Annotated in this window: 27 protein-coding genes; 10 read left to right on the top strand and 17 right to left on the bottom strand. The window is 61.4% G+C overall.

Annotation, left to right across the window (positions count from 1 at the left end):
* Positions 1–9: 9 nt before the first annotated feature.
* Genes folK through tsaD form a run of 3 tightly spaced genes read right to left on the bottom strand, consistent with a single transcriptional unit; the run spans position 10 to position 1,934 of the window.
* Entirely contained in the window at positions 10–528 is a 519-nt protein-coding gene (gene folK, locus G547_RS0113435; protein WP_027330300.1) for a 2-amino-4-hydroxy-6-hydroxymethyldihydropteridine diphosphokinase, read from the bottom strand.
* Entirely contained in the window at positions 525–884 is a 360-nt protein-coding gene (gene folB, locus G547_RS0113440) for a dihydroneopterin aldolase (RefSeq protein ID WP_027330301.1), read from the bottom strand. The genes folK and folB overlap by 4 nt, the downstream gene beginning before the upstream one ends.
* 9 nt (positions 885–893) lie before the next feature.
* Positions 894–1,934, bottom strand: coding sequence for a tRNA (adenosine(37)-N6)-threonylcarbamoyltransferase complex transferase subunit TsaD (gene tsaD, locus G547_RS0113445; RefSeq protein WP_027330302.1), 1,041 nt, complete (start codon positions 1,932–1,934; stop codon positions 894–896).
* A gap of 171 nt (positions 1,935–2,105) precedes the next feature.
* On the opposite strand from tsaD, the gene rpsU reads away from it, so the two are divergent.
* From rpsU to rdgC, 6 genes are all read left to right on the top strand, one after another.
* Positions 2,106–2,321 (top strand): 30S ribosomal protein S21, encoded by a 216-nt coding sequence (rpsU, locus tag G547_RS0113450; protein WP_024460997.1) that lies wholly within the window; start codon positions 2,106–2,108, stop codon positions 2,319–2,321.
* 126 nt (positions 2,322–2,447) lie between these two features.
* The gene (locus G547_RS0113455; RefSeq protein ID WP_027330303.1) at positions 2,448–2,900 is read left to right on the top strand and encodes a GatB/YqeY domain-containing protein; all 453 of its coding nucleotides are present in this window, start codon (positions 2,448–2,450) and stop codon (positions 2,898–2,900) included.
* 107 nt (positions 2,901–3,007) lie between these two features.
* Positions 3,008–4,969, top strand: a complete 1,962-nt coding sequence (dnaG, locus tag G547_RS21490; RefSeq protein ID WP_036188641.1) for a DNA primase — start codon at positions 3,008–3,010, stop codon at positions 4,967–4,969.
* A gap of 97 nt (positions 4,970–5,066) precedes the next feature.
* Positions 5,067–6,932, top strand: a complete 1,866-nt coding sequence (gene rpoD / locus G547_RS0113465) for an RNA polymerase sigma factor RpoD (RefSeq protein WP_027330304.1) — start codon at positions 5,067–5,069, stop codon at positions 6,930–6,932.
* A 542-nt stretch (positions 6,933–7,474) separates the two neighbouring features.
* Positions 7,475–8,542, top strand: a complete 1,068-nt coding sequence (locus G547_RS21495) for an AI-2E family transporter (RefSeq protein WP_036188644.1) — start codon at positions 7,475–7,477, stop codon at positions 8,540–8,542.
* An 84-nt stretch (positions 8,543–8,626) separates the two neighbouring features.
* Positions 8,627–9,544: a recombination-associated protein RdgC gene (gene rdgC / locus G547_RS0113475; protein ID WP_027330305.1), complete on the top strand. Its 918-nt coding sequence runs from the start codon at positions 8,627–8,629 to the stop codon at positions 9,542–9,544.
* Between the two features lie 136 nt (positions 9,545–9,680).
* Here the strand turns inward: rdgC and G547_RS22780 are convergent, their stop codons facing one another.
* The 13 genes from G547_RS22780 to G547_RS0113540 all read right to left on the bottom strand — a co-directional run bounded on the left by G547_RS22780 (position 9,681) and on the right by G547_RS0113540 (position 21,267).
* Positions 9,681–10,160 (bottom strand): GNAT family N-acetyltransferase, encoded by a 480-nt coding sequence (locus G547_RS22780; protein ID WP_051235451.1) that lies wholly within the window; start codon positions 10,158–10,160, stop codon positions 9,681–9,683.
* Between the two features lie 32 nt (positions 10,161–10,192).
* Positions 10,193–11,206 carry a lipoyl synthase gene (lipA, locus tag G547_RS0113485; RefSeq protein WP_027330306.1) on the bottom strand — a complete coding sequence of 338 codons (1,014 nt, stop codon included), beginning with the start codon at positions 11,204–11,206 and terminating at the stop codon, positions 10,193–10,195.
* A 96-nt stretch (positions 11,207–11,302) separates the two neighbouring features.
* Positions 11,303–11,971, bottom strand: a complete 669-nt coding sequence (gene lipB, locus G547_RS0113490) for a lipoyl(octanoyl) transferase LipB (protein ID WP_051235453.1) — start codon at positions 11,969–11,971, stop codon at positions 11,303–11,305.
* 4 nt (positions 11,972–11,975) lie between these two features.
* Positions 11,976–12,248 carry a YbeD family protein gene (locus G547_RS0113495; RefSeq protein ID WP_027330308.1) on the bottom strand — a complete coding sequence of 91 codons (273 nt, stop codon included), beginning with the start codon at positions 12,246–12,248 and terminating at the stop codon, positions 11,976–11,978.
* 94 nt (positions 12,249–12,342) lie between these two features.
* Positions 12,343–13,491, bottom strand: coding sequence for a D-alanyl-D-alanine carboxypeptidase family protein (locus G547_RS0113500; protein WP_425411501.1), 1,149 nt, complete (start codon positions 13,489–13,491; stop codon positions 12,343–12,345).
* Between the two features lie 46 nt (positions 13,492–13,537).
* Positions 13,538–14,326, bottom strand: coding sequence for a septal ring lytic transglycosylase RlpA family protein (locus tag G547_RS0113505; protein WP_084646022.1), 789 nt, complete (start codon positions 14,324–14,326; stop codon positions 13,538–13,540).
* 62 nt (positions 14,327–14,388) lie between these two features.
* A complete protein-coding gene (gene mltB, locus G547_RS0113510; RefSeq protein WP_027330311.1) occupies positions 14,389–15,396 on the bottom strand; it encodes a lytic murein transglycosylase B in 1,008 nt (335 codons plus the stop codon).
* A 30-nt stretch (positions 15,397–15,426) separates the two neighbouring features.
* Positions 15,427–16,578, bottom strand: coding sequence for a rod shape-determining protein RodA (gene rodA, locus G547_RS0113515; protein ID WP_027330312.1), 1,152 nt, complete (start codon positions 16,576–16,578; stop codon positions 15,427–15,429).
* Entirely contained in the window at positions 16,575–18,440 is a 1,866-nt protein-coding gene (gene mrdA, locus G547_RS0113520) for a penicillin-binding protein 2 (protein WP_027330313.1), read from the bottom strand. Before mrdA ends, rodA begins: the two co-directional genes overlap by 4 nt.
* 14 nt (positions 18,441–18,454) lie before the next feature.
* Positions 18,455–18,922, bottom strand: coding sequence for a 23S rRNA (pseudouridine(1915)-N(3))-methyltransferase RlmH (gene rlmH / locus G547_RS0113525; protein ID WP_027330314.1), 468 nt, complete (start codon positions 18,920–18,922; stop codon positions 18,455–18,457).
* 11 nt (positions 18,923–18,933) lie between these two features.
* Positions 18,934–19,275: a ribosome silencing factor gene (rsfS, locus tag G547_RS0113530; RefSeq protein WP_027330315.1), complete on the bottom strand. Its 342-nt coding sequence runs from the start codon at positions 19,273–19,275 to the stop codon at positions 18,934–18,936.
* Positions 19,276–19,333: 58 nt separating this feature from the next.
* Positions 19,334–19,975, bottom strand: a complete 642-nt coding sequence (gene nadD, locus G547_RS0113535) for a nicotinate-nucleotide adenylyltransferase (RefSeq protein ID WP_027330316.1) — start codon at positions 19,973–19,975, stop codon at positions 19,334–19,336.
* Between the two features lie 11 nt (positions 19,976–19,986).
* Complete coding sequence (locus G547_RS0113540) at positions 19,987–21,267, bottom strand: glutamate-5-semialdehyde dehydrogenase (protein ID WP_051235455.1); 1,281 nt, start codon at positions 21,265–21,267, stop codon at positions 19,987–19,989.
* Positions 21,268–21,491: 224 nt separating this feature from the next.
* On the opposite strand from G547_RS0113540, the gene G547_RS21505 reads away from it, so the two are divergent.
* The 4 genes from G547_RS21505 (at position 21,492) to G547_RS0113560 (ending at position 25,034) form a co-directional block, all read left to right on the top strand.
* Positions 21,492–21,803, top strand: a complete 312-nt coding sequence (locus tag G547_RS21505) for a PepSY domain-containing protein (RefSeq protein WP_036188651.1) — start codon at positions 21,492–21,494, stop codon at positions 21,801–21,803.
* A gap of 38 nt (positions 21,804–21,841) precedes the next feature.
* On the top strand, positions 21,842–22,531 hold the full coding sequence (locus G547_RS0113550; protein WP_027330319.1) for a response regulator transcription factor: 690 nt from the start codon (positions 21,842–21,844) through the stop codon (positions 22,529–22,531).
* The gene (locus G547_RS0113555; protein WP_027330320.1) at positions 22,528–23,904 is read left to right on the top strand and encodes an ATP-binding protein; all 1,377 of its coding nucleotides are present in this window, start codon (positions 22,528–22,530) and stop codon (positions 23,902–23,904) included. Before G547_RS0113550 ends, G547_RS0113555 begins: the two co-directional genes overlap by 4 nt.
* 179 nt (positions 23,905–24,083) lie before the next feature.
* The gene (locus tag G547_RS0113560) at positions 24,084–25,034 is read left to right on the top strand and encodes a DegV family protein (RefSeq protein ID WP_027330321.1); all 951 of its coding nucleotides are present in this window, start codon (positions 24,084–24,086) and stop codon (positions 25,032–25,034) included.
* 350 nt (positions 25,035–25,384) lie between these two features.
* On the opposite strand, the gene G547_RS0113565 is transcribed toward G547_RS0113560, so the two are convergent.
* Entirely contained in the window at positions 25,385–26,341 is a 957-nt protein-coding gene (locus G547_RS0113565; RefSeq protein WP_036188654.1) for a calcium/sodium antiporter, read from the bottom strand.
* Between the last annotated feature and the right edge of the window lie 18 nt (positions 26,342–26,359).

The following is a 26,359-nucleotide window of genomic DNA, read 5'->3' on the forward strand; positions in this document are numbered from 1 at the left end:
CTCCTGGGTTTAGGAAGAGGCGTGGGAAAGCGTCCGGCCTTGCCAGACGAAATCGACGGGCCAGAGTTTTTGCCGGGACTTGTCATAGTCGGCCCACAGCTCGGCGTAGGTACGCCCGGATACCGGATGTTGGTGGCCAGGCGCAATTTCCGCCATGGGCCAAAGCACGAAAGCGTTTTTGGTCAACTCGCCCCGGGGCAGTTTTACCCCCGCCTCTTCGCCGACAAAATCGCCGTAGGTCAGAATGTCGATATCCAGCGTCCGCGAGCTGAACTTGGGGCCCGAGCGGCGACGGCCGTTATCATCCTCAATGCCCTTGAGCACATCAGACAGCCCGGCCACCGACAAGGTCGTATCAACCCCAACCACCAGATTAAAGAAGTGACTGCCATCAAAGCCCACGGCCTCGCTTTCGAAGACCGAGGAAATGGTCAGCTCCCCGAACTGCCCGGCGAGCGCGTCCAGCGCCGCCGAGATATGACGATAACGGTCAATATTGCTGCCCAGACTGAGGTACACCTCGGTCATGCCGGTTTTTCTCCCCGTTCAATGATCAGGCCCACATCCCGCGCGCCACGCAATGCGCCGGGCTTGCTCAAGCGCAGACGCACCCAGGCGACGCCGAATTCGTTGCGCACGATAGTGGCGACCTCCTCCGCCAGGGCCTCCACCAGTTGCGCGTCGCGGTTCTCCAGGTAAGCGATCAAGCGTTTGGAGACCGCCTTGTAGTTTAGCGCGTATTGGATGTCATCCGTTTGCGCCGCCTTGCGGATGTCTGAGGCCATCTCCAGATCCAGGCTGATGGTCTGGCGCACTTCCCGCTCCCAATCGTAGATGCCAATAATGGTATCCACGCGCAAGTCTCGAATATAAACAATATCCATTCAATTTCCTCAGTCTCGGAGGCTCAAAGGTGGCAGCTCGTCCAAAGGCCAGCGGGCGCGTACCGTCACCGCCGTTGAATCCGACTGCCCGGCCAGCAGACGCTGGCAGCCAGCGTAGGCGATCATGGCACCGTTGTCGGTACAGAACTCATGGCGAGCGTAAAACACCCGGGCCCCGATTTTGGCCAGTGACGTTTCCAGCTCTTCCCGCAAACGGGTGTTGGCGGAAACGCCACCGGCAATAATCAGGGTTTTCTGCCCCGTCTGCTCCAGGGCTCGCCGACACTTGATCGCCAGGGTACTGACCACGGCCTCCTGAAAGGCGTGGGCGATATCGGCGCAGGTCTGGTCGTCCGGCAAGCCATCGGCCTGAGCGTGCTCGGCCACCGTGTTGAGCGTATAGGTTTTCAGTCCGCTGAAACTGAAGTCCAGGCCCGGCCGGTCCACCATGGGCCGGGGAAAGGTAAATCGCCCCGGCCGGCCCCGCTCGGCGAGCTTGGCAATATGGGGGCCGCCCGGATAGTCCAGGTCCAGCATTTTCGCGGCCTTGTCGAACGCCTCGCCGGCGGCGTCGTCGAGCGACTCCCCCAGCAACTGGTATTCGCCAATGCCCTGTACCTGTACGAGCTGGGTGTGCCCTCCGGACACCAGCAGGGCAATAAAAGGAAAGGCGGGCGGCTCATCCTCAAGCATGGGGGCGAGCAGGTGTCCCTCCATATGATGCACGCCCAGCGCCGGTATACCCCAGCCGTAGGCCAATGCGCTGCCCACCGAGGCCCCCACCATCAGGGCACCAATCAGGCCCGGCCCCGCCGTGTAGGCAATCGCATCAATCTCATCAGCCGACGTCTTCGCCTCGGCCATGACCTGCCGGATCAAGGGCAGGAGCTTGCGCAGGTGGTCCCGGGAGGCCAGCTCCGGCACCACACCACCGTAATCCGCATGCAGCTCAATCTGGCTGAACAGCGCATGGCTCAACAGCCCGTGTTCGCTGTCGTACAGCGCCAGGCCGGTTTCATCGCAGGAAGTTTCTATACCCAGTACTCGCATAGGGTTTCGCTCTGACACCGCAGGGTGAAAAATGAGGGCGTATGATATAGAGCCGGAAGCCCAAGAACCAGTTGCAGCACAGCGGATAAGTGGTTAGAATCCACGGCCCTCGGATCCCGAAGCCCAAAAACAGGCGGTTTCGGGGTGAATTAATTGAGCAAAGGTAACAGCATGCCTTCAGTAAAGATCAAAGACAACGAGCCTTTTGACGTAGCATTGCGTCGTTTTAAGCGCTCCTGTGAGAAGGCCGGCATCCTGGCCGAAGTTCGCAGCCGCGAAGCCTATGAGAAGCCCACAGCGGTACGTAAGCGCAAGGCCGCTGCCGCCGTTAAGCGGCACGCCAAGAAAGTCCAGCGGGAAAACCGCAAGTTCCAGCGCCTGTACTAAGACGGGCCTGAACGGGCCGGCCTGACAAGCGTCAGGACCTACCGGCTGGACTTAGGCCCGGATGCCTCGCACCGGGCCCGCGCTCTCAGAGCGCACGCTTACCACAAGACAATTAGGGAAACGCTGATGCCAGCTTCAGAGCTTCAAACACGCATCAACGACGCCTTGAAAACCGCCATGCGGGCCAGAGAAAAGGCCCGCGTGGCTGTTTTGCGTCTGGTAACCGCCGAATTCAAACGCATAGAGGTCGATGAACGCATCGAGCTCGACGATGCCCGCGTGCTCGCCGTTCTGGATAAGATGGTCAAGCAGCGGCGCGATTCCGAGAAGCAGTATCTCGATGCGGGCCGGCAAGAGCTGGCGGATCAGGAGCGGTTCGAAATCGACACCATCCAGGAATTTCTGCCCCAGCCGCTCTCCGATGCCGAACTGGACCAGTTGGTGGCTGACGCCATCAGCCAGAGCGGCGCCGAGAGCATGAAAGACATGGGCAAGGTCATGGGCATTTTGAAGCCTCAAGTCCAGGGCCGGGCAGACATGGCGGATGTGAGCAAGCGGTTGAAGGCTCGGTTGGGGTAACTCCAAGGCCCAGAATTGGCGGATGCGCTGCGCTTATTCGCCCTACGGCTAACTTGGCTTCTATATTTCCATACGCGCCTCCCGCTTCCCCGCTACAATAAGGCTCTATGGCCGGACTGATTCCACAAAGCTTTATTGACGAGCTCCTCGACCGGGTTGATCTGGTTGAGGTGGTCGATCATCGCGTAAAACTCAAGAAAACCGGGAAAAACTACAGCGCCTGCTGCCCTTTCCACGACGAAAAGACCCCCTCGTTCACCGTCAGCCCGGACAAACAGTTCTATTACTGCTTTGGCTGCGGTGCCAGCGGCAACGCCGTGGGCTTCCTGATGGACTACGAGCGGCAGGGCTTTCCGGAGGCCGTGGAGCAACTCGCCCACCACGTGGGCCTGGATGTTCCCCGCGAAGAACAGAGCCCGGAACAGAAAGAGCGCGCCCAGGCGCGCAAGAGCATCTACAGCCTGCTGGAGCAGGCCGATCGCTATTACCGCCTGCAATTACGCCAGCACCCCAAGCGCCAGGAAGCAGTCGACTACCTCAAGCGACGCGGCCTGGACGGGCATATCGCCCGCGATTACGGCCTGGGTTTCGCCCCACCGGGCTGGGACAACCTGCTCAAGACCCTGGGCATCGGCGAGGAAGAGCGCAACCTGCTCACCGAAGGCGGCATGCTCATCCACCAGCCGGAGCAGAACAAGCGCTATGACCGTTTCCGCCATCGGATCATGTTTCCCATCCGGGATCTGCGCGGGCGGGTGATCGGCTTTGGCGGTCGGGTACTGGGGGATGACAAACCCAAGTACCTGAACTCCCCGGAAACCCCCGTCTTCCACAAGGGCCGGGAGCTGTACGGATTGTACGAGGCGCGCCTGGCCCACCGAGACCTGCCGCGCCTGCTCGTGGTTGAAGGCTATATGGACGTGGTCGCCCTGGCCCAATTCGGTATTCGCTACGGCGTCGCGACCCTGGGCACCGCCTGCGGCGAAGACCACCTGGCCCTGGCCTTCCGGCACACCCGAGAGGTGGTCTTCTGCTTCGATGGGGACCAGGCCGGGCGCACCGCCGCCGAACGGGCACTCGCCGCCGCGCTACCGGTGATGGAGGACGGGCGCCAGGTCAAATTCCTGTTCCTGCCCGAAGGCGAGGACCCCGACACCCTCGTGCGCCAGGTGGGGCAGGAAAAATTCATCAACATGGTGAACATGGCCGTTCCCCTGGAAGACTTCCTGTTCGACGCTCTGAGCCGGGACCTCAACCCCTCCAGCCTGGAGGGCCGTGCCCTGCTGAGCAAACGGGTCGCACCGCTGCTGGACAAGCTGCCGCGAGGCGTATTCCGGGAGTTGATGTTCGACAGCCTGGCCCAGCGCACCGGTCTGAACCGGGCCACTCTGATGGAGCTGGTGAGCGAGCCGGTGGTTCTCAAGCCAGAAACCCCGGCACGCGAACCCGCCCCCAACCGACCGGCCGTCGACGAGCGAGCACCGCCACCGGAGTACCAGGAGCCTCCGCCCGCGGACTGGCCGCCCTCCTATACCGAGGAGCCGCCACCCGCCGCCGAAGCTGCGCCGCCCGTGCTGCCGGCAAAGCGCTACCTGATGCCACCGGCCCGCAAAGCCATCGGCCTGATACTGGCCAACCCCGGCCTGGCCTCGGAAGAGCCCCCGGAGTTTTGGCTCGAGCGCCCGGAACCGGAGTTGCGAACCCTGGGCGAGCTGCTAAAGTTGCTGCGGGAGCGGTCGCACTACCAGCTGCCCCACATCATTGGCCACTGGCGCGCCGTGCACGGCGCCCGCAGCGCGGAGCACCTGGCGGGCATCGCCGGACAGGACCTGCTGGTCGCCGCCGGGGCCCATGGCGCCGCCAGGGCGGCAAAACCCGCGCGGGCGGACTACGACACCCGAGCGGCCTTCTGCGATTGCCTCAAAAGCATTCACCGGCAGCTGGCCCAATTACAAAAAACCGAAGCGCTCAGCCAACTGCGGCAAAAAAGCAGCGATTTTGCGGGAATGAGCCGCGAAGAGCGTGAAGCACTGGTTAAAGCGGCATTGGCGCACAAAACACCCCACTAAAAGGGATTCAGGCGTTGATTTTATGGAATCAAGCCCAATAAATGCGATATAATCCCGCGCTTTTCTTCTCCACCTCCAGGTTCTTACAGGGTCCCGAATGGCAGATAACGCTCAACAGCAGCAACAATCCCGCATTAAAGAGCTGATCGCCCGCGGCAAAGAGCAGGGCTATCTCACTTATGCCGAGGTGAACGACCATCTTCCGGAGGACATTTCCGATCCGGATCAGGTGGAAGACATCATTCAGATGATCAACGACATGGGCATTCGTGTCTATGAGATCGCTCCGGATGCCGACACCCTGCTGATGACCGACGGGGACGCCTCCGCCGACGAAATCGCAGCGGCCGAAGCAGCCGCGGCCCTGGCAGCGGTGGAAACCGAGGCCGGCCGCACCACCGACCCGGTGCGCATGTACATGCGCGAAATGGGGACCGTGGAACTGCTGACCCGCGAAGGCGAAATCGCCATCGCCAAGCGCATCGAAGAAGGCGTGCGAGAGCTGATGTCCGCCCTGGCCTACTGGCCCGGCTCGGCCCAGCGCATCCTCGACGAATACAGGCAGGTGCAGGAAGAAGACCGCCGCCTGGCGGACGTGATCATCGGCTGGCTCGACCCGGCGGACGAAATCCCCTCGGTCACCGCCACCTCGTCCAACACATCGTCAGCCGCCAACAAGAAGGACAAAAAAGACGACGATGACAACGACGACGATAACAACAACAGCGACGAAGAAGAGGAAAGCACTTCCGGCGTAGACCCGGAGGAGGCCCGCGTCCGCTTCGACGCCCTGGCCAAACAGCTGGCCAAAGCCGAGAAGACCGTCAGCAAGCACGGTCGCGAAAGCAAACAGGCGCAGAAAGAACTGGCCGAGCTGGGAGAGCTGTTCAAGTTCTTCAAACTGCCGCCACGCCAGTTCGATCCGATTTACGCCCAGGCCCGCATCGTGTTGGACCTGGTCCGCCGCGAAGAGCGCGCTATTATGCGGATGGTCGTGCGCGAGTCCCGCATGCCGCGCAAAACCTTCATGCGCGAGTTCCCGGGCAACGAGACCAACGAAGACTGGATTCCCAGCGTCATCAAGAAAAAGCGTGACTATTCGGACGCCCTCAAGTCCGTGGAATCCGAGATTGCCCGGGCCCAGCGTAAACTGGCGCAACTGGAAGCAGAAAGCGGCCTGAGCCTGGCCCAGATCAAAGAGATCAACCGCCGCATGTCCATCGGCGAAGCCCGCGCGCGCCGCGCCAAAAAGGAAATGGTGGAAGCCAACCTGCGCCTGGTGATCTCGATCGCGAAAAAGTACACCAACCGCGGCCTGCAGTTCCTGGACCTGATCCAGGAAGGCAACATCGGCCTGATGAAAGCCGTCGACAAGTTTGAATACCGCCGCGGCTACAAGTTCTCGACCTACGCCACCTGGTGGATCCGGCAGGCCATCACCCGCTCGATCGCCGACCAGGCCCGCACCATCCGGATTCCGGTGCACATGATCGAGACCATCAACAAGCTCAACCGCGTCTCCCGCCAGATGCTTCAGGAAATGGGCCGCGAGCCCACCCCGGAAGAACTGGGCGAGCGCATGGAAATGCCGGAAGACAAGGTTCGCAAGGTGCTGAAAATCGCCAAAGAGCCGATCTCCATGGAAACCCCGATCGGGGACGACGAAGACTCGCATCTGGGCGATTTCATCGAGGACAACACCATTGTCTCCCCGGTCGACTCCGCCACCACCGAGGGCCTGACCGAGGCGACTCGCGAGGTGCTGGCCGGCCTGACGGCACGGGAAGCGAAGGTATTGCGCATGCGTTTCGGTATCGATATGAACACGGACCATACGCTGGAAGAGGTGGGCAAGCAGTTTGACGTCACGCGCGAGCGTATCCGCCAGATCGAAGCCAAGGCCCTACGCAAACTCCGCCACCCGTCCCGCTCAGACCACCTGCGCAGCTTCCTGGACGAATAACCGTCTGTCTTGTGAGTTGCTGGAAAGACCGCCCAGGGAGTGGGTGTTCTGTTCCGAAAACGCGATAAATACATCCCTGTAGCTCCCTCCCGGAACGCCGGACCGCTTCATCCCTGAAGAGAGGGTTTCGGAACAGAACACCCACTCCCTGGGCTCCGTGCCAACTTCACGCTTAGTTGCGATTAACTGCCCATGGTCAATCTGCTGGGCATGGGTAGCTACGCTCGGCCCGTTGTAGCGTAGGGGGATAAGCGCAAAGCGCGCATCCGCCGCGCCTCCCCCTCTTGTTTCTGTTTCAGCGATGCCAATCACCAAAAAACACGCCGATGTGTAGTAACATCTGGCGCAAAGTGGAATAGAACCGCTGAGGAGCGATGCGGGGTAAAGCCTTTCAAGACCGTGGAGCGGGGGACCCGCGATTCGAGCCCCCAGGGATGGGTTCACGGCGTGTCTTGAAAGGCTTTACCCCGTAGCGCGCCGGACGTGATGCCGCCAACACCCTGAAAAAGAACCTAATCCAGCACGCAAGAAGGAATGAAAGAATGAACAGCAAAATGGAAACCCAGGCCTTTCTCTGGCTACTGGCGTTCGTCTCCCTGGCCTTCATCTGGGTACTACTGCCCTTCTTCGGCCCCATCTTCTGGGCCTGCGCGGTCGCCATCATCTTCGCGCCCGTCAAACAATGGCTGACACCCCGGCTCAGAAACAGCAACACCCTCTCAGCCCTGGTCACACTCGTCATCAGCCTAGTCATCGTCATCCTGCCGGTCATCTTCATCACCATGTCCGTCATCTCCCAAGGGATCAACCTTTACGAACAACTGGACGCCGGCAACATCGACCTCGAAAAAATCGTAACCGAAATCACCACCCGCTTCCCCTTCGCACAAGACGTGCTCCTGCGCTTCGATGTTAAACTGGATGACCTACAAGACAGAGTCACCGCAGCCGCCCTTGCCAGCGGTAAGTTTCTCGCAGAACACAGCCTCAACATCGGCCAGAACGCCTTCCAGTTTATCCTCAACTTCGGCGTCATGATCTACTTGACCTTCTTCATGCTGCGCGACGGTCAACGGATTCTGGATGTACTCATGAGGGCCCTCCCCCTCGGGGATGAACGCGAACGCCTGCTGTTTGGCAAGTTTGCCGAAGTCACCCGCGCCACCGTCAAAGGCAACATCGTCATCGCCGCCCTCCAGGGCGCGCTGGGCGGCCTGGTTTTCTGGTTCCTCGACATTCCCGGCCCTGTGCTCTGGGGCGTGGTCATGGCGGTGGTCTCACTCATTCCCGCCGTGGGCGCAGCCCTCATCTGGGCACCCGTCGCCGTCTACCTCTTCGCCGTGGGAGACTACGTCGACGCCATCGTCCTGACCGCCTTCGGTTCCATCGTCATCGGGCTGGTCGACAACCTACTGCGCCCGGTTCTGGTGGGCCGGGACACCAAACTGCCGGACTATATCGTGCTGCTTTCCACGCTCGGCGGCCTCGCCCTGTTCGGGATCAACGGCTTTGTCATGGGCCCGTTGGTTGCCGCCCTGTTTGTGGCCTCCTGGGGCATTTTCGTGCGCGAGTTCAACCCCCAATCCATTGAGCCCCCGAAAGACGCCTGAGGCTGTGCTAAACTCCCGCTCCCTTTCCCGGGCGGGCGGCTCCCCGGAGCCGCCCGCTTTTTGTTGTAGCAGACCGGATCGACTATGTGGTTCAAAAACCTTCGCCTTTACCAACTGACTGAAGACTTCACCCTGAGCGCCGAGGCCCTGGCCGACAAACTGAGCCAGGCACCGTTCCAACCCTGTGGCAGCCAGGACCTGATGCGCTACGGCTGGGTCCCCCCCGCTGGCGCCGACGCTCAGGATTATGTGCATGCCGCCAGCGGCTGCCTGATGATCTGCGCCAAGCGCCAAGAGAAAATCCTGCCCTCCGCCGTGGTGAACGAACACCTGGAAGAGAAGCTCTCCCATATTCGTTCCGAAGAAGGCCGCCCGGTGGGTCGCAAAGAGCGGCAGACGATGAAAGACGAAATCATCTTCGACCTGCTGCCCAAGGCCTTCAGCAAGTCCTCACGGGACTACGCCTTTATCGCACCACGGGAACGTCTGATTCTGGTGAACAGCTCTTCCGCCAAGAAAGCCGAGGACCTGCTCAGCCAACTTAGGGAGAGCCTGGGTACGCTCAAAGCCGTGCCCCTGACCCCGCAGCAGGCGCCCGCTCAGATGATGACCCATTGGCTGCGGGGCGAGCCTCTGCCGACGGATTTTGTGTTGGGGGAGGAATGTGAGTTTCAGGCCGGGAAGGACAGCCGGGTGGTGCGTTGCAAGAACGTGGACTTGAGCGCGCCTGAGGTGGCGAGCCACCTTGAGGCCGGGATGTTTGCCAGTAAGTTGGCGCTCACCTGGAAAGAGGCGATTCATTTTGTGATGGATGATCAGTTCGCGGTGAAGCGGTTGAAGTTTGAGGATCAGTTGCTGGAGCAGGCGGGCGATCGCAATCCGGAGACGGCCCAGGAAGCCTTTGACGCGGATTTTGCGGTGATGAGTATTGAGTTGGTGGCGCTGGTGAAGGCGCTTCTTCAGGCGTTTGGTGGGGCAGTTGAACCCGAAGCGTTGATGTAAGGCGCCCAGCCTATTGAGTAATCTCGGGCTTTATTGGTAGGTGGCGCTTCGCTTACCTACCCTACGCGCGGCGGACTCTCTCGGGTCATTTGGCCGTAGGGTCGGTAAGCGAAGCGCCACCTACCACTAACCGCTATCACAACTCCCGAACCAAAATATCCACTTCCGTCCGGCTTATCCGCGCATCCCCCGCCGGGCGCCATCCGCGCTTGCGGTAAAACGCCTGCTGGTCGTCGGTGAACAACCACAGCGCCTTCTCACCCTGCGCCTTGGCGTAACGGCACGCGTGCTCCAGCAATGCCTCCCCCAAGCCCCCCTTTCGCACAGACGCCTCTACGTACAGATTGCTCAACCACAGACGGTTGCCCGTTCCAGCGGCTTGATAACGAAGCAAACTGACGCTCCCCAAGGGCTGACCCGCTTTGTGAGCCACCAGGGTAACGGGAAGAGCGTCGCCGGAAAAGTGTTTGCGAATCTGCTCGATGCGCCGCTCGATCGAGGAGTTGAGGCCCCGGGAGACGCAATGCTCGTGGTGCCAGCGGCCGATGATCGCCAGCCAGGGCTCTAACTGAGGGGTGTCCGGGGTCAACGGCTCGATCGTAAGGCGTTCGGCCATTGCCCCTGGCTCCTGAGTGGCAGGAGGACGGCTTACTGAGCGGTCGCCAGCAGGTCGTCCACCACGCCCACGGCTTCACCGTGGGCCTGTTTGTCGGCGTGGTAGCTGGAGCGAACCAACGGGCCACAGGCGGCGTGCTTGAAGCCCAGCTCGTGAGCGATGCGGGTGTACTCGGCAAACTCATCCGGGTGCACGAAGCGGTCCACCGCCAGGTGGTCTTTCGAGGGCTGCAGGTACTGGCCGATGGTGAGCATGTCGATATCGTGCTCGCGCATGTCCTTGAGGACTTCGATGATTTCCTCTTTGGTCTCGCCCAGGCCGACCATCAGGCCGGATTTGGTCAGGATGTCCGGACGGCGCTTTTTGTACTCCTTCAGAAGCTCCAGCGACCATTTGTAGTTGGCCCCCGGGCGCGCCTGACGGTAGAGCCGGGGCACGGTTTCCAGGTTGTGGTTGAACACGTCCGGCGCTTCCTGCTCCAGAATGTCCAGCGCCGGGCCCATGCGGCCGCGGAAGTCCGGGGTGAGAATCTCCACCTGCAGGTTCGGGCTGTGAATGCGGGACTCGCGGATACAGTCGGCGAAGTGCTGGGCACCGCCATCGCGCAGGTCATCCCGGTCCACCGAGGTGATCACCACGTATTTGAGCTGCATTTCGGCGATGGCCTTGGCCAGGTGCGCCGGCTCTTCGGTATCCAGCGGGTTGGGCTTGCCGTGGCCCACGTCGCAGAAGGGGCAGCGACGGGTGCAGATTTCACCCATGATCATGAAGGTGGCGGTACCGCCACTGAAACACTCCCCCAGGTTGGGGCAGTTGGCCTCTTCGCACACCGAAGAGAGATTGTTTTTGCGCAGAATCTGCTTGATCCGGTCCACCTCCGGTGAGGCGGGTACCCGCACACGAATCCAGTCCGGCTTGCGCTGGACTTCGTCGGACGCGATCACTTTGACCGGAATCCGCTCAACCTTGTCGGCATCGCGCAACTTTTCACCCTGGCGCAGGCGACGGGTGCGTTTGACGGGCTGTATTTCGGGGGTATCGGACATGAAACTCTCTCGTCTCTCGATCTTTCGACCTCTGGGTAAAATCGAAGGGCTAAGTGCCTTGTGAGCAAGGCGGTACGGCCTTTTGGGCCTCCGCGATCAACGCGGTGGGCTGGGCATTGTACACGAATAGCCCAATTTCTGTACAAAGTGGTGGGTCAACCGAACCTTGACGTCCTCCATGGCGGGCGCCGGTGTCATCCGGTCCGCCATCTGGGTCATTTTCAGCCCCTGATAGCCACAGGGGTTGATCCGGCCGAAGGGCTCCAGGTCCATGTTCACATTCAGGGCCAGGCCGTGAAAGCTGCAACCGCGGCGCACCCGAAGGCCCAGGGAGGCGATTTTGTCGCCCTCGACATAGACGCCGGGGGCGTCGGGACGGTCGTAGGCGTCAATACCGTAGTCAGCCAGCAGCGCCACCAGTGTCTGCTCCAGGGCGGTTACCAGATCCCGCACGCCGATGCCCAGGCGCTTCAGGCTCAGTAGCGGATAGGCCACCAACTGGCCGGGCCCGTGATAGGTCACCTGCCCGCCCCGGTCGGCCTGCACCACCGGGATATCCCCTGGCAACAGCAGGTGCTCCGGCTTGCCAGCCTGGCCCTGGGTAAACACCGGCGGGTGCTCCACCAGCCAGAACTGATCCGGGGTGCCCGCGTCCCGCTCGTCGGTAAACTGGCGCATGCGGGCCCACACCGTCTCATAGGCCTCGCGACCCAGGTCGGCGGTTTCCAGAACCGTTTTCAGGTCCTCTGCGGACGCCACCGTCATCGGATCAAAGCACCATTTTGGTGATGGAGCTGGCGATCAGCTCTTCATGAATGGTCTTCAGCTGCCGCTCGCCGGTGGCGGTGATGCGCACGGTCAGGGACTGATAGGTACCATTGCGGCTGTCTTTGACGCGAATCTGCGTCTGATCGAAGCCGGGGGCGTGACGTTCCATCACGTCGATGACCAGTTCTCGCAGCTCGTCACCGGCATCCCCCAACACTTTGATGGGGTAATCCTCACAGGGAAACTCGATCTTGGGGGGTTGTTGCTCAGACATGGAACCGGCGCACCTCTCATTCGGTAGAAACACCGGCATTATAACAGGCCGGAGGCATCCCTGCCCCGCAACCCAATGGGTACCCCGAGCGGAGTTACCCGAAGATTTTGATGAAAAACAGCTTGATGGCGTCGATCAGACGGGAGAAGAAGCCCGCTTCTTCCACCGGCTCCAGCGCCACCAGGGGCACATCCACCAGGCGCTCACCGTTCAGGTCGATGGTCAGGCTGCCCAGCTCGTCACCCACGGCCACCGGCGCCTTGATAATTTCATCAATATGCATTTGCGCGTCAAGCTTGTCTTCCGCACCGCGGGGAATCGTCAGACGGATATCCTGGGACACGCCGATCACAACCTCTTCCTGCTTGCCCGCCCAGACGCGTTGGCGTTGCAGCTCATCGCCGGCGCTGTAAAGCGCCTGGGTCTGATAGTAACGGAAGCCATAAGAGAGCAGCTTTTCCGTTTCCGCCGCGCGGGCGTTTTCGCTGCTGGTACCCAGCACTACGGAAATCAGACGCATGTCCCGACGCACCGCGGAGGCCACCAGGCAATAACCTGCCGCTTCGGTGTGACCGGTTTTCAGACCGTCAACGCTCTCATCGCGAAACAGCAGGCGGTTGCGGTTGGCCTGATTGATACCGTTATAGGAAAAGTACTTCTCGCTGTACAGTGAGTAGTGATCGGGGTGGTCCTCGATCACGGCCTTGGCCAGAATCGCCAAATCCCGTGCGGTGGTGTAGTGCCCTTCCGCCGGCCAGCCGGTGGAGTTTTGAAATTGAGTGTTGACCATCCCCAACTGCGCAGCGGTCTGGTTCATTACATCGACGAAGCCCTCTTCGCTGCCGGCGATGTGTTCCGCCAAGGCGATACTGGCATCGTTACCCGACTGAATAATCACGCCGCGAAGCAGGTCAATCAATTTGACCTCGGTGCCCTCGCGCACGAACATTTTCGAGCCGCCTTTCTGCCACGCCTTGACACTGATGTTCACCATGTCGTTTTCACTGGCGCGGTTGCGTTCCACCTCTTCCGACACAATGTAGGCGGTCATCATTTTGGTCAGACTCGCCGGAGGCAGGCGCTGATCGGCATTGTGTTCCACCAGCACTTTTCCCGTGTCCGCATCCATCAGCAAATAGGCAGTGGCCGCCAATTGCGGGGGCGAGGGAATAATCACCTCTTGCGCCTGAACTGTCAGGGTCAACAGCGTGAATACCGTGGCCAGGAGAAACTTTTGCATCATTGTGTAACCGTTGTGTGAGTGAAACGAAAACGCGGGGAGTTTACCACTACTCCCGGACGATATGGGTTTGGTCAATGGCATTTTTGCGCAGCTGTTCGCGCAAAGCCGTTACTTCTTCGGTTGTATGCAGTGGTCCAATACGAACGCGGTGCAGCACCGGTTCTTCGTCCGGGCTGTAAATCAATACCGGCTGATCGACAAACCGCTCGAGCTGCGTGCGCCGTTTCTCGGCGGCGTCGAGAGTGCTGAACGCCCCCACCTGAACAAACGTCATCGGCTGGTTCTTGGGCGCCGCCTGGGTAGTTTTGACCGGCGTAAAAGCGCCGGGTGCAGGCGTCCCCACGACAGGGGCGTCCCGGTTGGCTCTCAGAGGCGCGGGCGCCTGGTCCCCGGGCACAATAATTTCCACCTCCACCTGGGCCGTGCCCCGGGCGGCGAAGCCGAGCTTCTGGGCCGCGGCATAACTGAGGTCGATAATTCGACCGGCGTGAAAAGGCCCACGATCATTGACGCGCACCACTACCTGACGGCCATTGTCCAGGTTGGTCACGCGCACATAGCTGGGAATCGGCAGGGTTTTGTGGGCGGCGGTCATACCGTACATATCATAGGTTTCACCGTTGGAGGTCTTCCGGCCGTGAAACTTCTGCCCGTACCAGGAGGCAATACCGCGCTCTTTATACCCGGTTTCATCGTCCATCAGATGATAGGTTTTGCCCAACACCGTGTAGGGGTTTTTATTGCCCGCTAACGTGCGCGGTTCATGCCGGGGCTCGGCATCGGGGACGTGAGAGAGGTCGACCGGCCGGTCGGGCCCCCGGTCCTGCTCCTCCATCAGCGGTGCGCAGGCGACCACCAGTATACTCAGAGCCAAAACGGCAAGGCTTGCCCGGAATTTCACGATTGTGTCTCCATTGCGGTTTTTATGGCTTGACTCAATTGCTGGACGGCCAGCGCGTACAAATGGCTGCGGTTGTAGCGCGTGATGACGTAAAAGTTCTGAAACGCCAGCCAGAATTCTTCCCCGAAGTCCCCCTCAAGCGCCAGCGCGTTGGCGGGCGTTTCCCCCGGCAACGGAAAAATCGGTACCAGGCCCCGCGCTTGCCAGTCCTTGACGGTCTGCTCTGGCGGTTCGATTCGGTTCCAGTCTTCCTTCGCGCCCCGGTTCAGCGACGCGCCGGCCCGGGCGCGCACCGCCACGAGACCATCCCGCTGCCAGCCATGCTCGGCAAAATAATTGGCCACGCTGCCGATCGCATCGGTGGGGTTGTGCCAGATATCGACGAGACCATCCCCATCGAAATCCACCGCGTAATGGCGGTAACTGGAGGGCATGAACTGCCCGAACCCCATGGCTCCGGCATAGGACCCCTTAAACGCCAAAGGGTTCTGTTTCTGTTCGCGCATGAGGATAAAGTACTGCTCCAGCTCCCGCCGGAAAAACGGGGCGCGGGGTGGGTAATCAAAGGCCAGGGTGGTGAGCGCGTCGATCACCCGGTGGCTGCCCATGGTCCGGCCGTAGTTGGTCTCCACCCCGATAATCGCCAGAATCACCTCCGGCGGCACGCCGTAGGTGGCCTCCGCCCGCTCGAAGGCGTCCCGGTGAGATTGCCAGAACTCGACGCCCCGGGTCACCCGCAGAGGCTGCAGGAAAATCGGGCGATACTCGGCCCAGGTGCGGGTGCGCTCCGCCGGCCGGGCGATGGCTTCCAGAATGCCGTCCTGACGCTCGGCTTCGGCCATCCAGGCGCGCATCTGGGCTTCATCAAAGCCGTGATGCTCGGTCATTTCGGTGACAAAACGCTCGGCTTCCGGATGTTGACGGTAATCCGCAGACGCCGGTGCGCCAAAGCCCAGCGCCGTGATCAGGGCGGCAACCAGAGCGATACCCAGGAATCGATTCAAAGACGTAAACCCTCTCAATTTTTCGGTTGGCTATTCCTGACGGGAGACCCGTCGCCGCTCGGTGGCGATCGACATCAGAATGCCGAAGCCGGCCATGAGGGTCACAATGGCCGTCCCCCCCTGGCTCACCAAAGGCAACGGCACCCCCACCACCGGCAACATACCGGACACCATGCCCGCGTTGACAAACACATAGACAAAAAAGGTGAAGGTGATACTGGCCGCCAGCAGGCGGCTGAAGCTGTCCTGGGCACGCGCCGCAATGACCATACCCCGCATGATGATCAGGGCATAAAGGCTCAGCAAGAACAGGATGCCCAGCAACCCGAACTCTTCCCCCAGCACCGCAATAATAAAATCCGTATGCCCTTCGGGCAGAAAGTCGAGCTGGGACTGGGTGCCCTGCAGCCAGCCCTTGCCGGAGTAGCCCCCTGAGCCAATCGCGGTTTTGGACTGAATAATATTCCAGCCCGCCCCCAGGCGGTCCTGCTCGGGGTTGAGCAACGTAAGCACTCGCTGACGTTGGTAGTCGTGCATCACGAACTTCCAGAAGGGCCAGATACTGGCCAACACCACCACCACCGCCACAATGATATAGCGCCAGGACAGCCCGGCGAAAAACAGGACCACCAGACCGGAAGAGGCCACCAGCAAAGCGGTACCCAGGTCTGGCTGCTGGATGATCAACAGAGCCGGCAAGGACACCAGCGCCAGAGTCACCAGCACATGCTTGAAGCGCGGCGGCAGCAAACGCTGCCCGAGGTACGCGGAGGCCATGATGGGCGTGGCCAGCTTCATGACTTCCGACGGCTGAAAACGAAAGCCCCCCAACCCCAGCCAACGCTGAGCCCCCATGGCGCCGATGCCCATCAGAAGCACCAGTGCGAGCAATAACACGCCCGCCAGATATAGCCAGGGCGCCATTCGGCGCAGCAGGTGGGGTGGCACCTGAGCCGCCACCATCATGCCCACCAGGGCCACGAGAAAGTAAATGCCCTGGCGCTGAACCCCCGGCAGGGACTGGCCATTGGCGCTGTAGAGCACCACCAGGCCATAACAGGCCACCGCCAGCAGCAACAGCAACAGGGTGAAGTCGATATGCAGACGCTGCTGCAGGCGATCCCGGCGGCGCAGGCTGCGCCCGGTTTCTGGCAGGCGACGGAGAAAATCCTGCTGACTCACGGTGAGCCCCCCTCTTCCACGGCGTCGCGGTCCTTCATATAGGCATCGAACACCTTGCGCGCCACCGGCGCGGCCACACCCGAGCCGGACTCACCATTTTCCACCACCACCGCTACAGCAATTTGGGGGTCGTCCACCGGCGCGAAACCCACGAACAGGGCATGGTCGCGTTGGCGCTCCAGCAGAGCCTCGGAGTCGTACTCCTCCCCCTGGGGGATGGCCACCACCTGGGCCGTACCGGTTTTGCCCGCCATATGATAGTCGGCCCCGTAGGCGGCCCGCCGAGCCGTGCCACGCTCACCGTGCATGACCCCTTCCATGGCACTCAGCACAAAGTCCCAGTCATCCGGGGCCACATCCAACTCTTCCTCTTCCACGGTGGCCACCGGTTCATTCCCCACCCGGCTCACCATCTGGGGCGTAAGCCGATGCCCACGGTTCGCCAGAGTGGTGGTCATTTGGGCCAGTTGCATCGGGGTGGTGAGCGCAAACCCCTGGCCGATGGCCACGTTGAGGTTGTCCCCGGGAAACCAGGGCAGGCCCCGGTTATTGCGTTTCCACTCGCGCGAGGGCCAGAGGCCGTTCCGCTCGGAGGGGATATCCACCCCCGTACGCGAGCCCAGACCGAATTTGATGCCGAACTGGTGAATATGATCAATGCCCATTCGGTGCCCGAGATCGTAGAAATAAACGTCACAGGACTCCTCAATGGCCTGTTCCAGAGCCACCTGCTTGCCGTGCCCATAGCGCTTCCAGTCCCGGTACAGGCGGTCGTCACCGGGCAACCGATAGAAGCCCGGATCCTTTACCGAGTAACTGGTATCCACCACGTCGTAGTGCAGCCCGGCCAACCCCATCACCGGTTTGACGGTGGAGCCCGGGGGGTATTGGCCTTGCAAAAAGCGGTTGAACAACGGCAGATCCAGGGACTGATTGAGGCGGCGATAATCCCTGAAACTGATACCGGTCACGAACAGGTTGGGGTCGAAGCTGGGCGTGGAGACCGCCGCCAGCACCCCTCCGGTTTTCACGTCCATCGCCACCACCGCGCCCCGGTACTCTCCCAGGGCCTCGACCGCCACGCGCTGAATATCGGCATCCAGGTGAAGGTATAGGTCCTCTCCGGGCTTCGGGTCGGTCCGATCCAGCACCCGCAACACGCGGCCACGGGCGTTGGTTTCCACGTTCTGACTGCCCACATCCCCCAGCAGAAGCGACTCATACTGCTTTTCCAGCCCGCTTTTGCCGATGGAGTGGGTCCCGCTGTAGCGTTTGTGCTGATCTTCATCGAACTGGGCCAGATCGGCCTGACTGATCCGCCCCACGTAGCCGAGCACATGGGCGAACAACTTCCCCTTGGGGTAATGGCGCACCAACTGGGCGTTGATCTCCACCCCTTCGAGCCGGTACTCATTGACCGCCAGGCGGGCGATTTCCTCCTCGGTCAAACCATAGCGAACCGGAATGGCCTCGAACGGGCGGCGCCATTGTTGAAGCTGATCGTAGAATTTTTCCAGGTCGCTCTGGGGGATATCCACCAGGGTGCGCAACAGCCGTACCGTTTCCTCCATGTCATCGACCCGCTCGCGGATCACCGACAGGGTATAACTGGGCCGGTTGTCCGCGAGCAACTCACCATCGCGGTCGTAGATCAGGCCCCGAGTGGGGGGCACCGGCTGAACGTGCACCCGGTTGCGGTCCGAACGGGTGGCGTAGTCCTCGTGGTGAACCACTTGCAGGGTGTAATAACGAAACACCAGCAGAGCCACCAACGCCGCCATAATCACCGACGTGATGACCAGTCGGCTTGAGGTAATGCGAGCCTCCCGGTGGTGATCTTTGAAACGCTGGTCTTCTGACATGAACTCTCGGTTCGTTATTTATGGTACGGGTGGTTGTGCAGAATCGAGTAGGCTCGATACAGCTGTTCAATCACCACAATACGGACCACGGGGTGCGGCAACGTCAGGGCCGATAGCGACCACTTACTTTCCGCCAGTGTCAGGCACTCCGGCGCCAGGCCGTCCGGCCCACCGATGAGCAGACTGTAATTGGCGCCGCTCATGCGCCAGTCATCCAGTTTGGCGGCCAACTGCTCGGTGCTCCAGGCCTTGCCCTTCACATCCAGGGCAACCACGCGGTCCCCCTTGCCGATGGCCGCCATCATCGCCTGGCCTTCGCGCTCCATGGCGACCGCGGCCGAGCTGCTCTTGCCCCGGGGGCCGAGGGGCAACTCAACCAATTCAACCGTGCAGTCCCTGGGCAGGCGCTTGGCGTACTCGGCGTAGCCCTGTTCTACCCAGCCGGGCATTTTGGTCCCGACGGCGATCAGGCGAATACGCATGGCGAACCCCGTTAGGTTTCCGAACGGGTGGCGGGTTCCATAGACCAGAGTTTTTCCAGGTCATAAAACTCGCGGGCCTCGTCCAACATCACGTGAACGACGATATCACCGAAATCCACCAAAACCCAATTGCCCGTCTCGAGCCCTTCAACGCCCAGTGGCTGGTGTCCGGCGTGCTTGGCATCTTCCACCACATTGCTGGCCAGGGATTTGACGTGCCGGCTGGAGGTACCACTCGCGATCACGAGGGTATCCATCACATTACTCAGCTCGCGCACGTCGAGCTGCACCACATTCCGGCCCTTGAGGTCATCCAGGGCATTGACGATCAATTCATTTAACGCTGCGGACATTCGCCACCTATTTTGTAAAACATCAGTTGGATAAAACGGTAAAAACCGGCGCCGCCTGTCAGCGGCCCCGGTAAAGCCCCCGCTCCCGGATGGCATGCCACACCGGGTCGGGCAGTAAAAATTGCGGCGAGGAGCCGCTCTGAATCATCGACCGGATTTCCGTCGCCGAAATCGGCAGCAGGCGGAGCGTCTGCACGGCAATGGCGCCAGCGGGGCGGTCGAGCAGCGCCTCCGGCGCCACTGCATGCTCGCTCAGCCAGTTGGCCAGCGTGCCTTGAGAGGGCAAGTCCCAGCCCGGTCGCGAGACCACCAACAGGTTGGCCCAGTCCAGCAGCTCGCGCCAGCGGTGCCACTGCTCCAGCCCCGCGAACGAATCGCAGCCCAGAATCCACACCAGCCGGGCCTCTTCTCCCAGCTCCCGGCGCAGACTCTGCAGGGTTTCCAGCGTGTAGGACGGGCCATCGCGCTCGAGTTCACGGGCATCCAGGTGCAGCTCCGGGCAATCATCCAGCGCCAAGCGCAATAGCTCGGTGCGCTCGGCGCTGCTCACATCCGGCGTTGCCCGGTGGGGCGGCTGGTGGCAGGGGAGCAGGCGCACATGATCCAGCCCCAGGAACTCCCGGGCCTCCAGCGCCAGCCTCAGGTGCCCGAGGTGGATGGGGTCAAAGGTGCCCCCCAACAGGCCGATGCGAGCCGCCATCCGGACTCCCCTCAGTTGCGAATATGGCCGTCACCGAAGACGATCCACTTCTGGGAAGTGAGTCCTTCCAAACCCACCGGTCCGCGTGCATGCAGCTTGTCGGTGGAAATACCGATTTCGGCGCCCAGCCCATACTCAAAACCGTCGGCAAACCGGGTGGAGGCATTGATCATCACCGAGCTGGAATCCACCTCGGCCAGGAAGCGGCGGGCACGGGTGTAGTCTTCGGTGACGATGGCTTCGGTATGCTGGGAGCTGTACTGGGCAATGTGGTCCATCGCCTGGTCCAGGCCGTCCACCACGCGAATGGCCAGCACCGGCGCCAGGTATTCGGTCGCCCAGTCCTCGTCGGTGGCCGGGTTGGCGCTGATCAGCGCGCGGGTGCGGTCACAGCCGCGCAGCTCCACGCCCTTCTCCAGATAGGCTTCCGCCAGGCGGGGCAGAATCTCGCCCGCCACCGCCGCGTCCACCAGCAGGGTTTCCAGGGCGTTGCACACGCCGTAGCGGTGGGTTTTGGCGTTCAGGGCAATGTTGAAGGCCTTTTCCAGGTCCGCCTTCTCGTCGATAAACACATGGCAGATGCCGTCCAGGTGCTTGATGACCGGCACCCGGGCATCCCGGCTGATGCGCTCGATCAGGCCTTTTCCGCCCCGGGGCACAATCACATCGACGTACTCGGGCATGGCAATCAGTTGGCCCACGGCCGCCCGGTCGGTGGTGTTGACCACCTGCACGGCCGTTTCCGGCAGGCCCGCTTCGCGCAACCCCTGCTTCAGGCACTCGGCGATAGCGCGGTTGGAGTGAATGGCTTCGCTGCCGCCGCGCAGAATGGCGGCATTGCCGGACTTCAGACACAGGCTGGCCGCGTCGATGGTCACGTTCGGGCGGGATTCGTAAATGATCCCCACCACGCCCAAAGGCACACGCATTTTCCCCACCTGAATGCCACTGGGGCGATAGGTCATATCGGTAATCGCACCGCAGGGGTCCGGTAGGGCCGCGACCTGGCGCAGCCCCTCGATCATGCCGTCGATGGTGGCCGGCTTGAGGGCCAGACGGTCCAGCAGGGCCGCGTCCAGGCCGTTGGCTTCGCCGGCTTCCAGGTCTTTCTGGTTCTCACTCGCCAGTACCGGTCGTGCCGCTTCCAGCGCTTCCGCCATGGCGAGTAGCGCGCGGTTCTTGGTACCGGTGGTCGCCGCCGCCAGTTGCCGGGCAGCCGCCCGTGCGTTCTGACCCAGCTCGGTCATATACTGGATTACGTCTTGCTTTTCAGTCACGTTCTGTTCGGTCATAAGGGCCGCGATTTCTCGTCGTGTTGCTCGTGGTGTGGTAAAACTCGGTAATGGCCGCGATTATACCTTGTTTGGGCTGGTTTTTTGGGGGTTTCAGCTTCCATTCAGACAGGAAGCGGCAGACTGTGACCGTTGGCGCCTGACAACCCGGGGCACGACGGGGTAAGCTACGCGGGTCGCAGTCATGGGACTCTCTTGAATCACTCGCTTGGAACCCTCGAATTATGAAACACCTCCGAGCCATCACTCTTCGCCTCGCGCTCGCCCTGTCACTGGCGTGGACACTGGGTTTGCCAGTACCGTTCGCCGGTTTGCCCAGCGCGATGCCAGCCGCCGAGGCTCAGCCTGCCGCCCGGTTCTCCCCCGCTCAGGCCGCGGCTCTGGTGCAGAAGCAGGTCGGCGGCAAGGTTCTGAAGGTCGACACGTTCGAGCGCGGCGGCCGCGTCATCTACCGGGTCAAAATTCTTCAGCAGGACGGCCGAATTCGCACCCTCAACGTGGACGGTCAGAGCGGAAAAGTGCTGAAACAACAATAGCGGCTGACAACAACAGCAACTGGCAGAGGGGGCGAACCATGCGCCTATTGGTAGTGGAAGACGATGCGGCACTGCGGACCCAAATTCAGCAACAGCTGCAGGCCGAGGGCCACGCCGTGGACCCCGCGCCCGATGGCCGGGAAGGCCTGTTCATGGGGCGGGAGCACCCCTACGACCTGGCGATCATCGACCTGGGGCTGCCCGATCTGGACGGCGTCAAACTGATTCAGACCCTCCGGGCCGAGGGCATCCACTACCCCATTCTGATTCTGACCGCCCGCAGCGCCTGGCAGGACAAGGTCGAGGGGCTGGAAGCCGGTGCCGATGACTACCTGACCAAACCCTTCCACGCCGAGGAACTGCGCGCCCGACTCAACGCCCTGCTTCGCCGCGCCAGTGGCCACGCTCGCAGCGTGATCGAAGGCGGCCCACTGGCCATCGATACCACGGCCAAGCGCGTCACCCTCAACGGCGAGCCGATCGAGCTGACCGGCTACGAATACCAGGCCCTCACCTACCTGGCCCTGCACAGCGGCGAGGTGATCTCCAAAACCCAACTGACCGAGCACCTGTACGACCAGGACTTCGATCGGGACAGTAATGTCATCGAAGTCTTTATCGGGCGTCTGCGCCGCAAGCTGGACCCGGACGGTAGCCTGAAATTGATTACCACCCAGCGGGGAATGGGTTATCGCTTCACGCTACCCGGGGAGTCCGACCCACGGTGAGTCAGCGCCCACTGTCGCTTAACGCCCGGTTATTGCTGGCGTCGATTGTTTTATTGCCCTTATTCTTGGGGCTGACCGGCCTGGTGCTGGACCGGGCCTTTGAGCAAAGTCTGACCACCGCCCTGCGCCAGCGCCTGCAAAGCCAGGTGTACCTGCTGTTCAGTGTGGCGGAGCTGGAAGGCACCGGCGAATCGGCCGAACTGTCACTGCCACCGGCCCTGCTCGAACCGGAGTTCGAGCAGATCAACTCCGGCCTTTACGGCTACCTGATGAACGCCGCTGGCGAGATCATCTGGCGCTCCAACTCCGCCCAGCTCTACCCGGCCCCACCGCCCACCAATGCCCCCTTCCCCCGAATGGGTGAACTGCTCCTGGATACCGTCACCCTGAACACGCAGCCCTTCTGGCGGGGAAGGTACGCCGTCATCTGGGAGGATGAACTCGGCGGCGAGCACCGCTACCAACTCATGCTCCTGCGCGACAGAGCGCCCTACCAGGCCGAGCTGGCCAGCTACCGACGCCAGCTCTGGCGCTGGCTGGGGGCGGCAGCCCTGGTACTGGTACTCACCCAAAGCCTGATTCTGCGCTGGGGCCTTCGCCCACTGGACCGCCTGGCCGGCGCCCTGCAAGCCATGCGCGAGCACTCCACCCCCAAGCTCGAAGGCCGCTACCCTCAGGAACTGCAACCGGTGGTGGACAACCTCAACCGGGTGCTGGAGCGGGAAACCTTCTTGCGCCAACGCTACCGGGACAGCTTGAGCAACCTCGCCCACAGCCTGAAAACGCCCTTGAGTGTACTGCGCAACATGGTGCATCAAGAAAAGCCTCAATCGCCCGTTTCGGAAACCGACCGGTTGCTGGCGGAGCAAGTCGAGCGTATGGACCAGGTGGTGAACTACCAACTGCGCCGGGCCGTGTCCGAACAGCAACAGGGGCTGGGGCAGCAATGCCTTATTCGCCCGGCCGCCGAGCGCCTGTGCCGCACCCTGGAAAAAGTCTACCGGGACAAACCGCCGCACTTTCACCTCGAGGTACCGGAGGACGCTCACTTCCCCGGCGATGAGCAGGACCTGCTGGAACTGCTGGGCAACCTGCTCGACAACGCCTGCAAATACAGCCACGGAGCCATCCACCTGCACGCCCACCAGAGCCCGAGCGCGCTGTACCTGGCGGTGGAGGATAACGGCCCCGGCATCCCCCCAGCGGAGCGGCCCCAGGTACTGCAGCGCGGGCGGCGACTGGACACCCTAAAGCCCGGCCAGGGCATTGGACTGTCGGTCGCGGCGGACATCGCCACCAGCTACGGCGGCCAACTGGAACTGGACCAGGCACCTTCCGGCGGCTTGATCGTTCGGCTCACTCTGCCGGTATAACCCCCGCCGCCACAACGACCAAAGCGCACGCCGCCACTGACAAAATCCCCTTCGCTGTAAGCCAATGCTCACAAACCGTAGCGGCGTCGCCTCACATCACCTGATGGCAATGCCCTCTGCCGTAAAAACGTGACAAATTGCACACTATCCGGGCTCAAATCATAAACCGGAGAACCAGTATGAACGCGCGTACCTGTATCGCGGTGGATTCCACATGTGACCTGCCCGCGCAGTTTATTAAGGATCACAACATCGAAGTGCTGCCCATCTATATAAAGCATGCGGGCGGGCAGCACCTGGATTCCCGCAATACCAAAAACACCCTGCAGTTTTACAAGGATCACACCCGGGAAAAGTACGGCCTGGCCCAGTCTGAACCCATGTCGGTGGAGGACATCACCCAACTGCTCAAGCGCAAGCTGTTCCCGAACTACGACCTGGTGCAGGTGATTACCACCAACAGCAAAAAAAGCGATGTGTTCAAGCGGGTATCTGAAGCGGCACTGGTGAACGAGCCGAAATTCCGCGCCATGGAGCGCGATGACGCCGACCGCCCGCCCTTTCGTATTCGCCTGTACGACAGCATGAGCATGTTCACCGGCCACGCGCTGCTGGTGTACGAACTGATCAAGCGCCTCGAGGAAGAAAAGCGCCCCCTGAACCGCTCCATCCGCGAGATCGACCAGATGCGCGAGGAGGTTTACGGCTACATCATCCCCAATGACCTGGGCTACATGCGCGAACGGCGCCACATGCGCAAATCCGACCACAAGATTTCCTGGATCAATTTCAAGCTGGCGAGCATTCTGAACCGCCGCCCGATCATTCAGTTACACAAGGGCGATACCGCAAAGATGACCACCGGCAAGGGATTCTGGGGCAGCCTGGAGGTGTTGTTCGACCATGTGCGCAAGCAGATGGCGCAGGGCTTGACCAGCGAGGTGGTGACGATGAGTTACGGCGGCGCGTTGGAGGAGATCAAGGAACACCCGGTGTTGGTGAAATTCCGGCAGGATTGTCAAAAAGCGGGCGTGAAGACGATGCTCTCGATGATGAGCATGGCGGGCACGGTCAACGTCGGCCCGGGGGCGTTTGCTCTAGCCTTCGCGACTGACAAAGACCTAGTCTAGATTCGTTTATTTGTTTGGTCCGGTCTGGAGTGGGGTATACCGTTCACAGACCCGACGTGAATCCATCCCTGGAGTCTTCTCATCGGCATCCATGCCTCAGAGAGTCTGTGAACGGTATACCCCACTCCAGACCTCAGTGCCAAAACACTTCATCGAGGCAATCCCGCTCCCGACGGCGCCAGTACGTAGGGTAGGTAAGCGAAGCGCCACCTACCATTTTAGTGACAACCAAACCGAAAAGTCGGGGGTGTTTGCGGAACGGCAATTTGGTAGGTGGCGCTTCGCTTACCTACCCTACGCGTATCCGCACATCGCGACATCGCGCAGAATGGAGAGCGAGTAGAGAGGGGTTACACTGCCATAAACGCGATATAAGTGACGTAACCCGTCAGTAACAGCGCTGATTCAATTCGATTCAAGCGCTTGCCGCTGAGCAGGAACAGCACCAGCGCCACCGCCGTAGCCAGCATCACCCACTGATCCACCGCCAACAGACGGCCCGCCAGGGGTAAGGGCTGAATCAGCGACGACACCCCGAGAATCCCCAGAATATTGAAAATATTACTGCCCAGGATATTCCCGACCGCCACATCCGCCTGGCGGCGCAGCACCGCGATCAACGATACCGCCAACTCCGGCAACGACGTGCCCACCGCCACCAGCGTCAGGCCGATCAGGGTTTCCGGGATGCCCAGCGCCTCGCCAATGCCGACCGCACCGGTCAAAAACGCCCGGGCGCCGACGATCAACAGCGCCAGACCACCCACCGCCAGCGCTATCGAGAGCCAGAGGCTGGTGGGGCGTTTTTCCAGCAGATCCGCCTCGGCTTGGTGCAGCGCCGCCTCCGCCGCCTCGGGATGGACTCGCTCGGTACGGTAGGACCAGATCAGGTAGGCCGCCAGCGCGACCAGGAACATGATGCCGTCCAGGCGATCCACCGCGCCGTCACGGAACAGCAACATACAGAAAATGGTGGCGCCGATCATCGCCAGCCCGTCCCGCTTCAGGGCGTTGGTATGAACCACCAGGGGCAGGATCAACCCGCATACGCCCAGAATCAGCAGAATATTGGCGATGTTGCTGCCAATCACATTGCCCAGGGCGATATCGGGGCTGTCGCTCAGCGCCGCCTGGAGTGAGACCACCAGCTCCGGCGCCGAGGTGCCAAAACCGACAATCACCAGGCCCGCCAGCAGGGGCGAGACGCCCCAGCGTTTGGCCAGGGCCAGCGCCCCGCGTACCAGGCTGTCGCCCCCGAAGGTCAACAGTGCAAGCCCCAACAACAGCCACAACAGATCGATCAACATTATTGCGTTTTCCTAGTT

Source organism: Marinimicrobium agarilyticum DSM 16975 (assembly GCF_000423345.1).
Taxonomy (GTDB): Bacteria; Pseudomonadota; Gammaproteobacteria; order Pseudomonadales; family Cellvibrionaceae; genus Marinimicrobium; species Marinimicrobium agarilyticum.

Coding starts and splice junctions, on each gene's coding strand:
- folK (WP_027330300.1), bottom strand. CDS start 528: ATGACCGAGGTGTACCTCAGTCTGGGCAGCAATATTGACCGTTATCGT.
- folB (WP_027330301.1), bottom strand. CDS start 884: ATGGATATTGTTTATATTCGAGACTTGCGCGTGGATACCATTATTGGC.
- tsaD (WP_027330302.1), bottom strand. CDS start 1,934: ATGCGAGTACTGGGTATAGAAACTTCCTGCGATGAAACCGGCCTGGCG.
- rpsU (WP_024460997.1), top strand. CDS start 2,106: ATGCCTTCAGTAAAGATCAAAGACAACGAGCCTTTTGACGTAGCATTG.
- G547_RS0113455 (WP_027330303.1), top strand. CDS start 2,448: ATGCCAGCTTCAGAGCTTCAAACACGCATCAACGACGCCTTGAAAACC.
- dnaG (WP_036188641.1), top strand. CDS start 3,008: ATGGCCGGACTGATTCCACAAAGCTTTATTGACGAGCTCCTCGACCGG.
- rpoD (WP_027330304.1), top strand. CDS start 5,067: ATGGCAGATAACGCTCAACAGCAGCAACAATCCCGCATTAAAGAGCTG.
- G547_RS21495 (WP_036188644.1), top strand. CDS start 7,475: ATGAACAGCAAAATGGAAACCCAGGCCTTTCTCTGGCTACTGGCGTTC.
- rdgC (WP_027330305.1), top strand. CDS start 8,627: ATGTGGTTCAAAAACCTTCGCCTTTACCAACTGACTGAAGACTTCACC.
- G547_RS22780 (WP_051235451.1), bottom strand. CDS start 10,160: ATGGCCGAACGCCTTACGATCGAGCCGTTGACCCCGGACACCCCTCAG.
- lipA (WP_027330306.1), bottom strand. CDS start 11,206: ATGTCCGATACCCCCGAAATACAGCCCGTCAAACGCACCCGTCGCCTG.
- lipB (WP_051235453.1), bottom strand. CDS start 11,971: ATGACGGTGGCGTCCGCAGAGGACCTGAAAACGGTTCTGGAAACCGCC.
- G547_RS0113495 (WP_027330308.1), bottom strand. CDS start 12,248: ATGTCTGAGCAACAACCCCCCAAGATCGAGTTTCCCTGTGAGGATTAC.
- G547_RS0113500 (WP_425411501.1), bottom strand. CDS start 13,491: ATGATGCAAAAGTTTCTCCTGGCCACGGTATTCACGCTGTTGACCCTG.
- G547_RS0113505 (WP_084646022.1), bottom strand. CDS start 14,326: ATGGAGGAGCAGGACCGGGGGCCCGACCGGCCGGTCGACCTCTCTCAC.
- mrdA (WP_027330313.1), bottom strand. CDS start 18,440: ATGTCAGAAGACCAGCGTTTCAAAGATCACCACCGGGAGGCTCGCATT.
- rlmH (WP_027330314.1), bottom strand. CDS start 18,922: ATGCGTATTCGCCTGATCGCCGTCGGGACCAAAATGCCCGGCTGGGTA.
- rsfS (WP_027330315.1), bottom strand. CDS start 19,275: ATGTCCGCAGCGTTAAATGAATTGATCGTCAATGCCCTGGATGACCTC.
- nadD (WP_027330316.1), bottom strand. CDS start 19,975: ATGGCGGCTCGCATCGGCCTGTTGGGGGGCACCTTTGACCCCATCCAC.
- G547_RS0113540 (WP_051235455.1), bottom strand. CDS start 21,267: ATGACCGAACAGAACGTGACTGAAAAGCAAGACGTAATCCAGTATATG.
- G547_RS21505 (WP_036188651.1), top strand. CDS start 21,492: ATGAAACACCTCCGAGCCATCACTCTTCGCCTCGCGCTCGCCCTGTCA.
- G547_RS0113550 (WP_027330319.1), top strand. CDS start 21,842: ATGCGCCTATTGGTAGTGGAAGACGATGCGGCACTGCGGACCCAAATT.
- G547_RS0113560 (WP_027330321.1), top strand. CDS start 24,084: ATGAACGCGCGTACCTGTATCGCGGTGGATTCCACATGTGACCTGCCC.
- G547_RS0113565 (WP_036188654.1), bottom strand. CDS start 26,341: ATGTTGATCGATCTGTTGTGGCTGTTGTTGGGGCTTGCACTGTTGACC.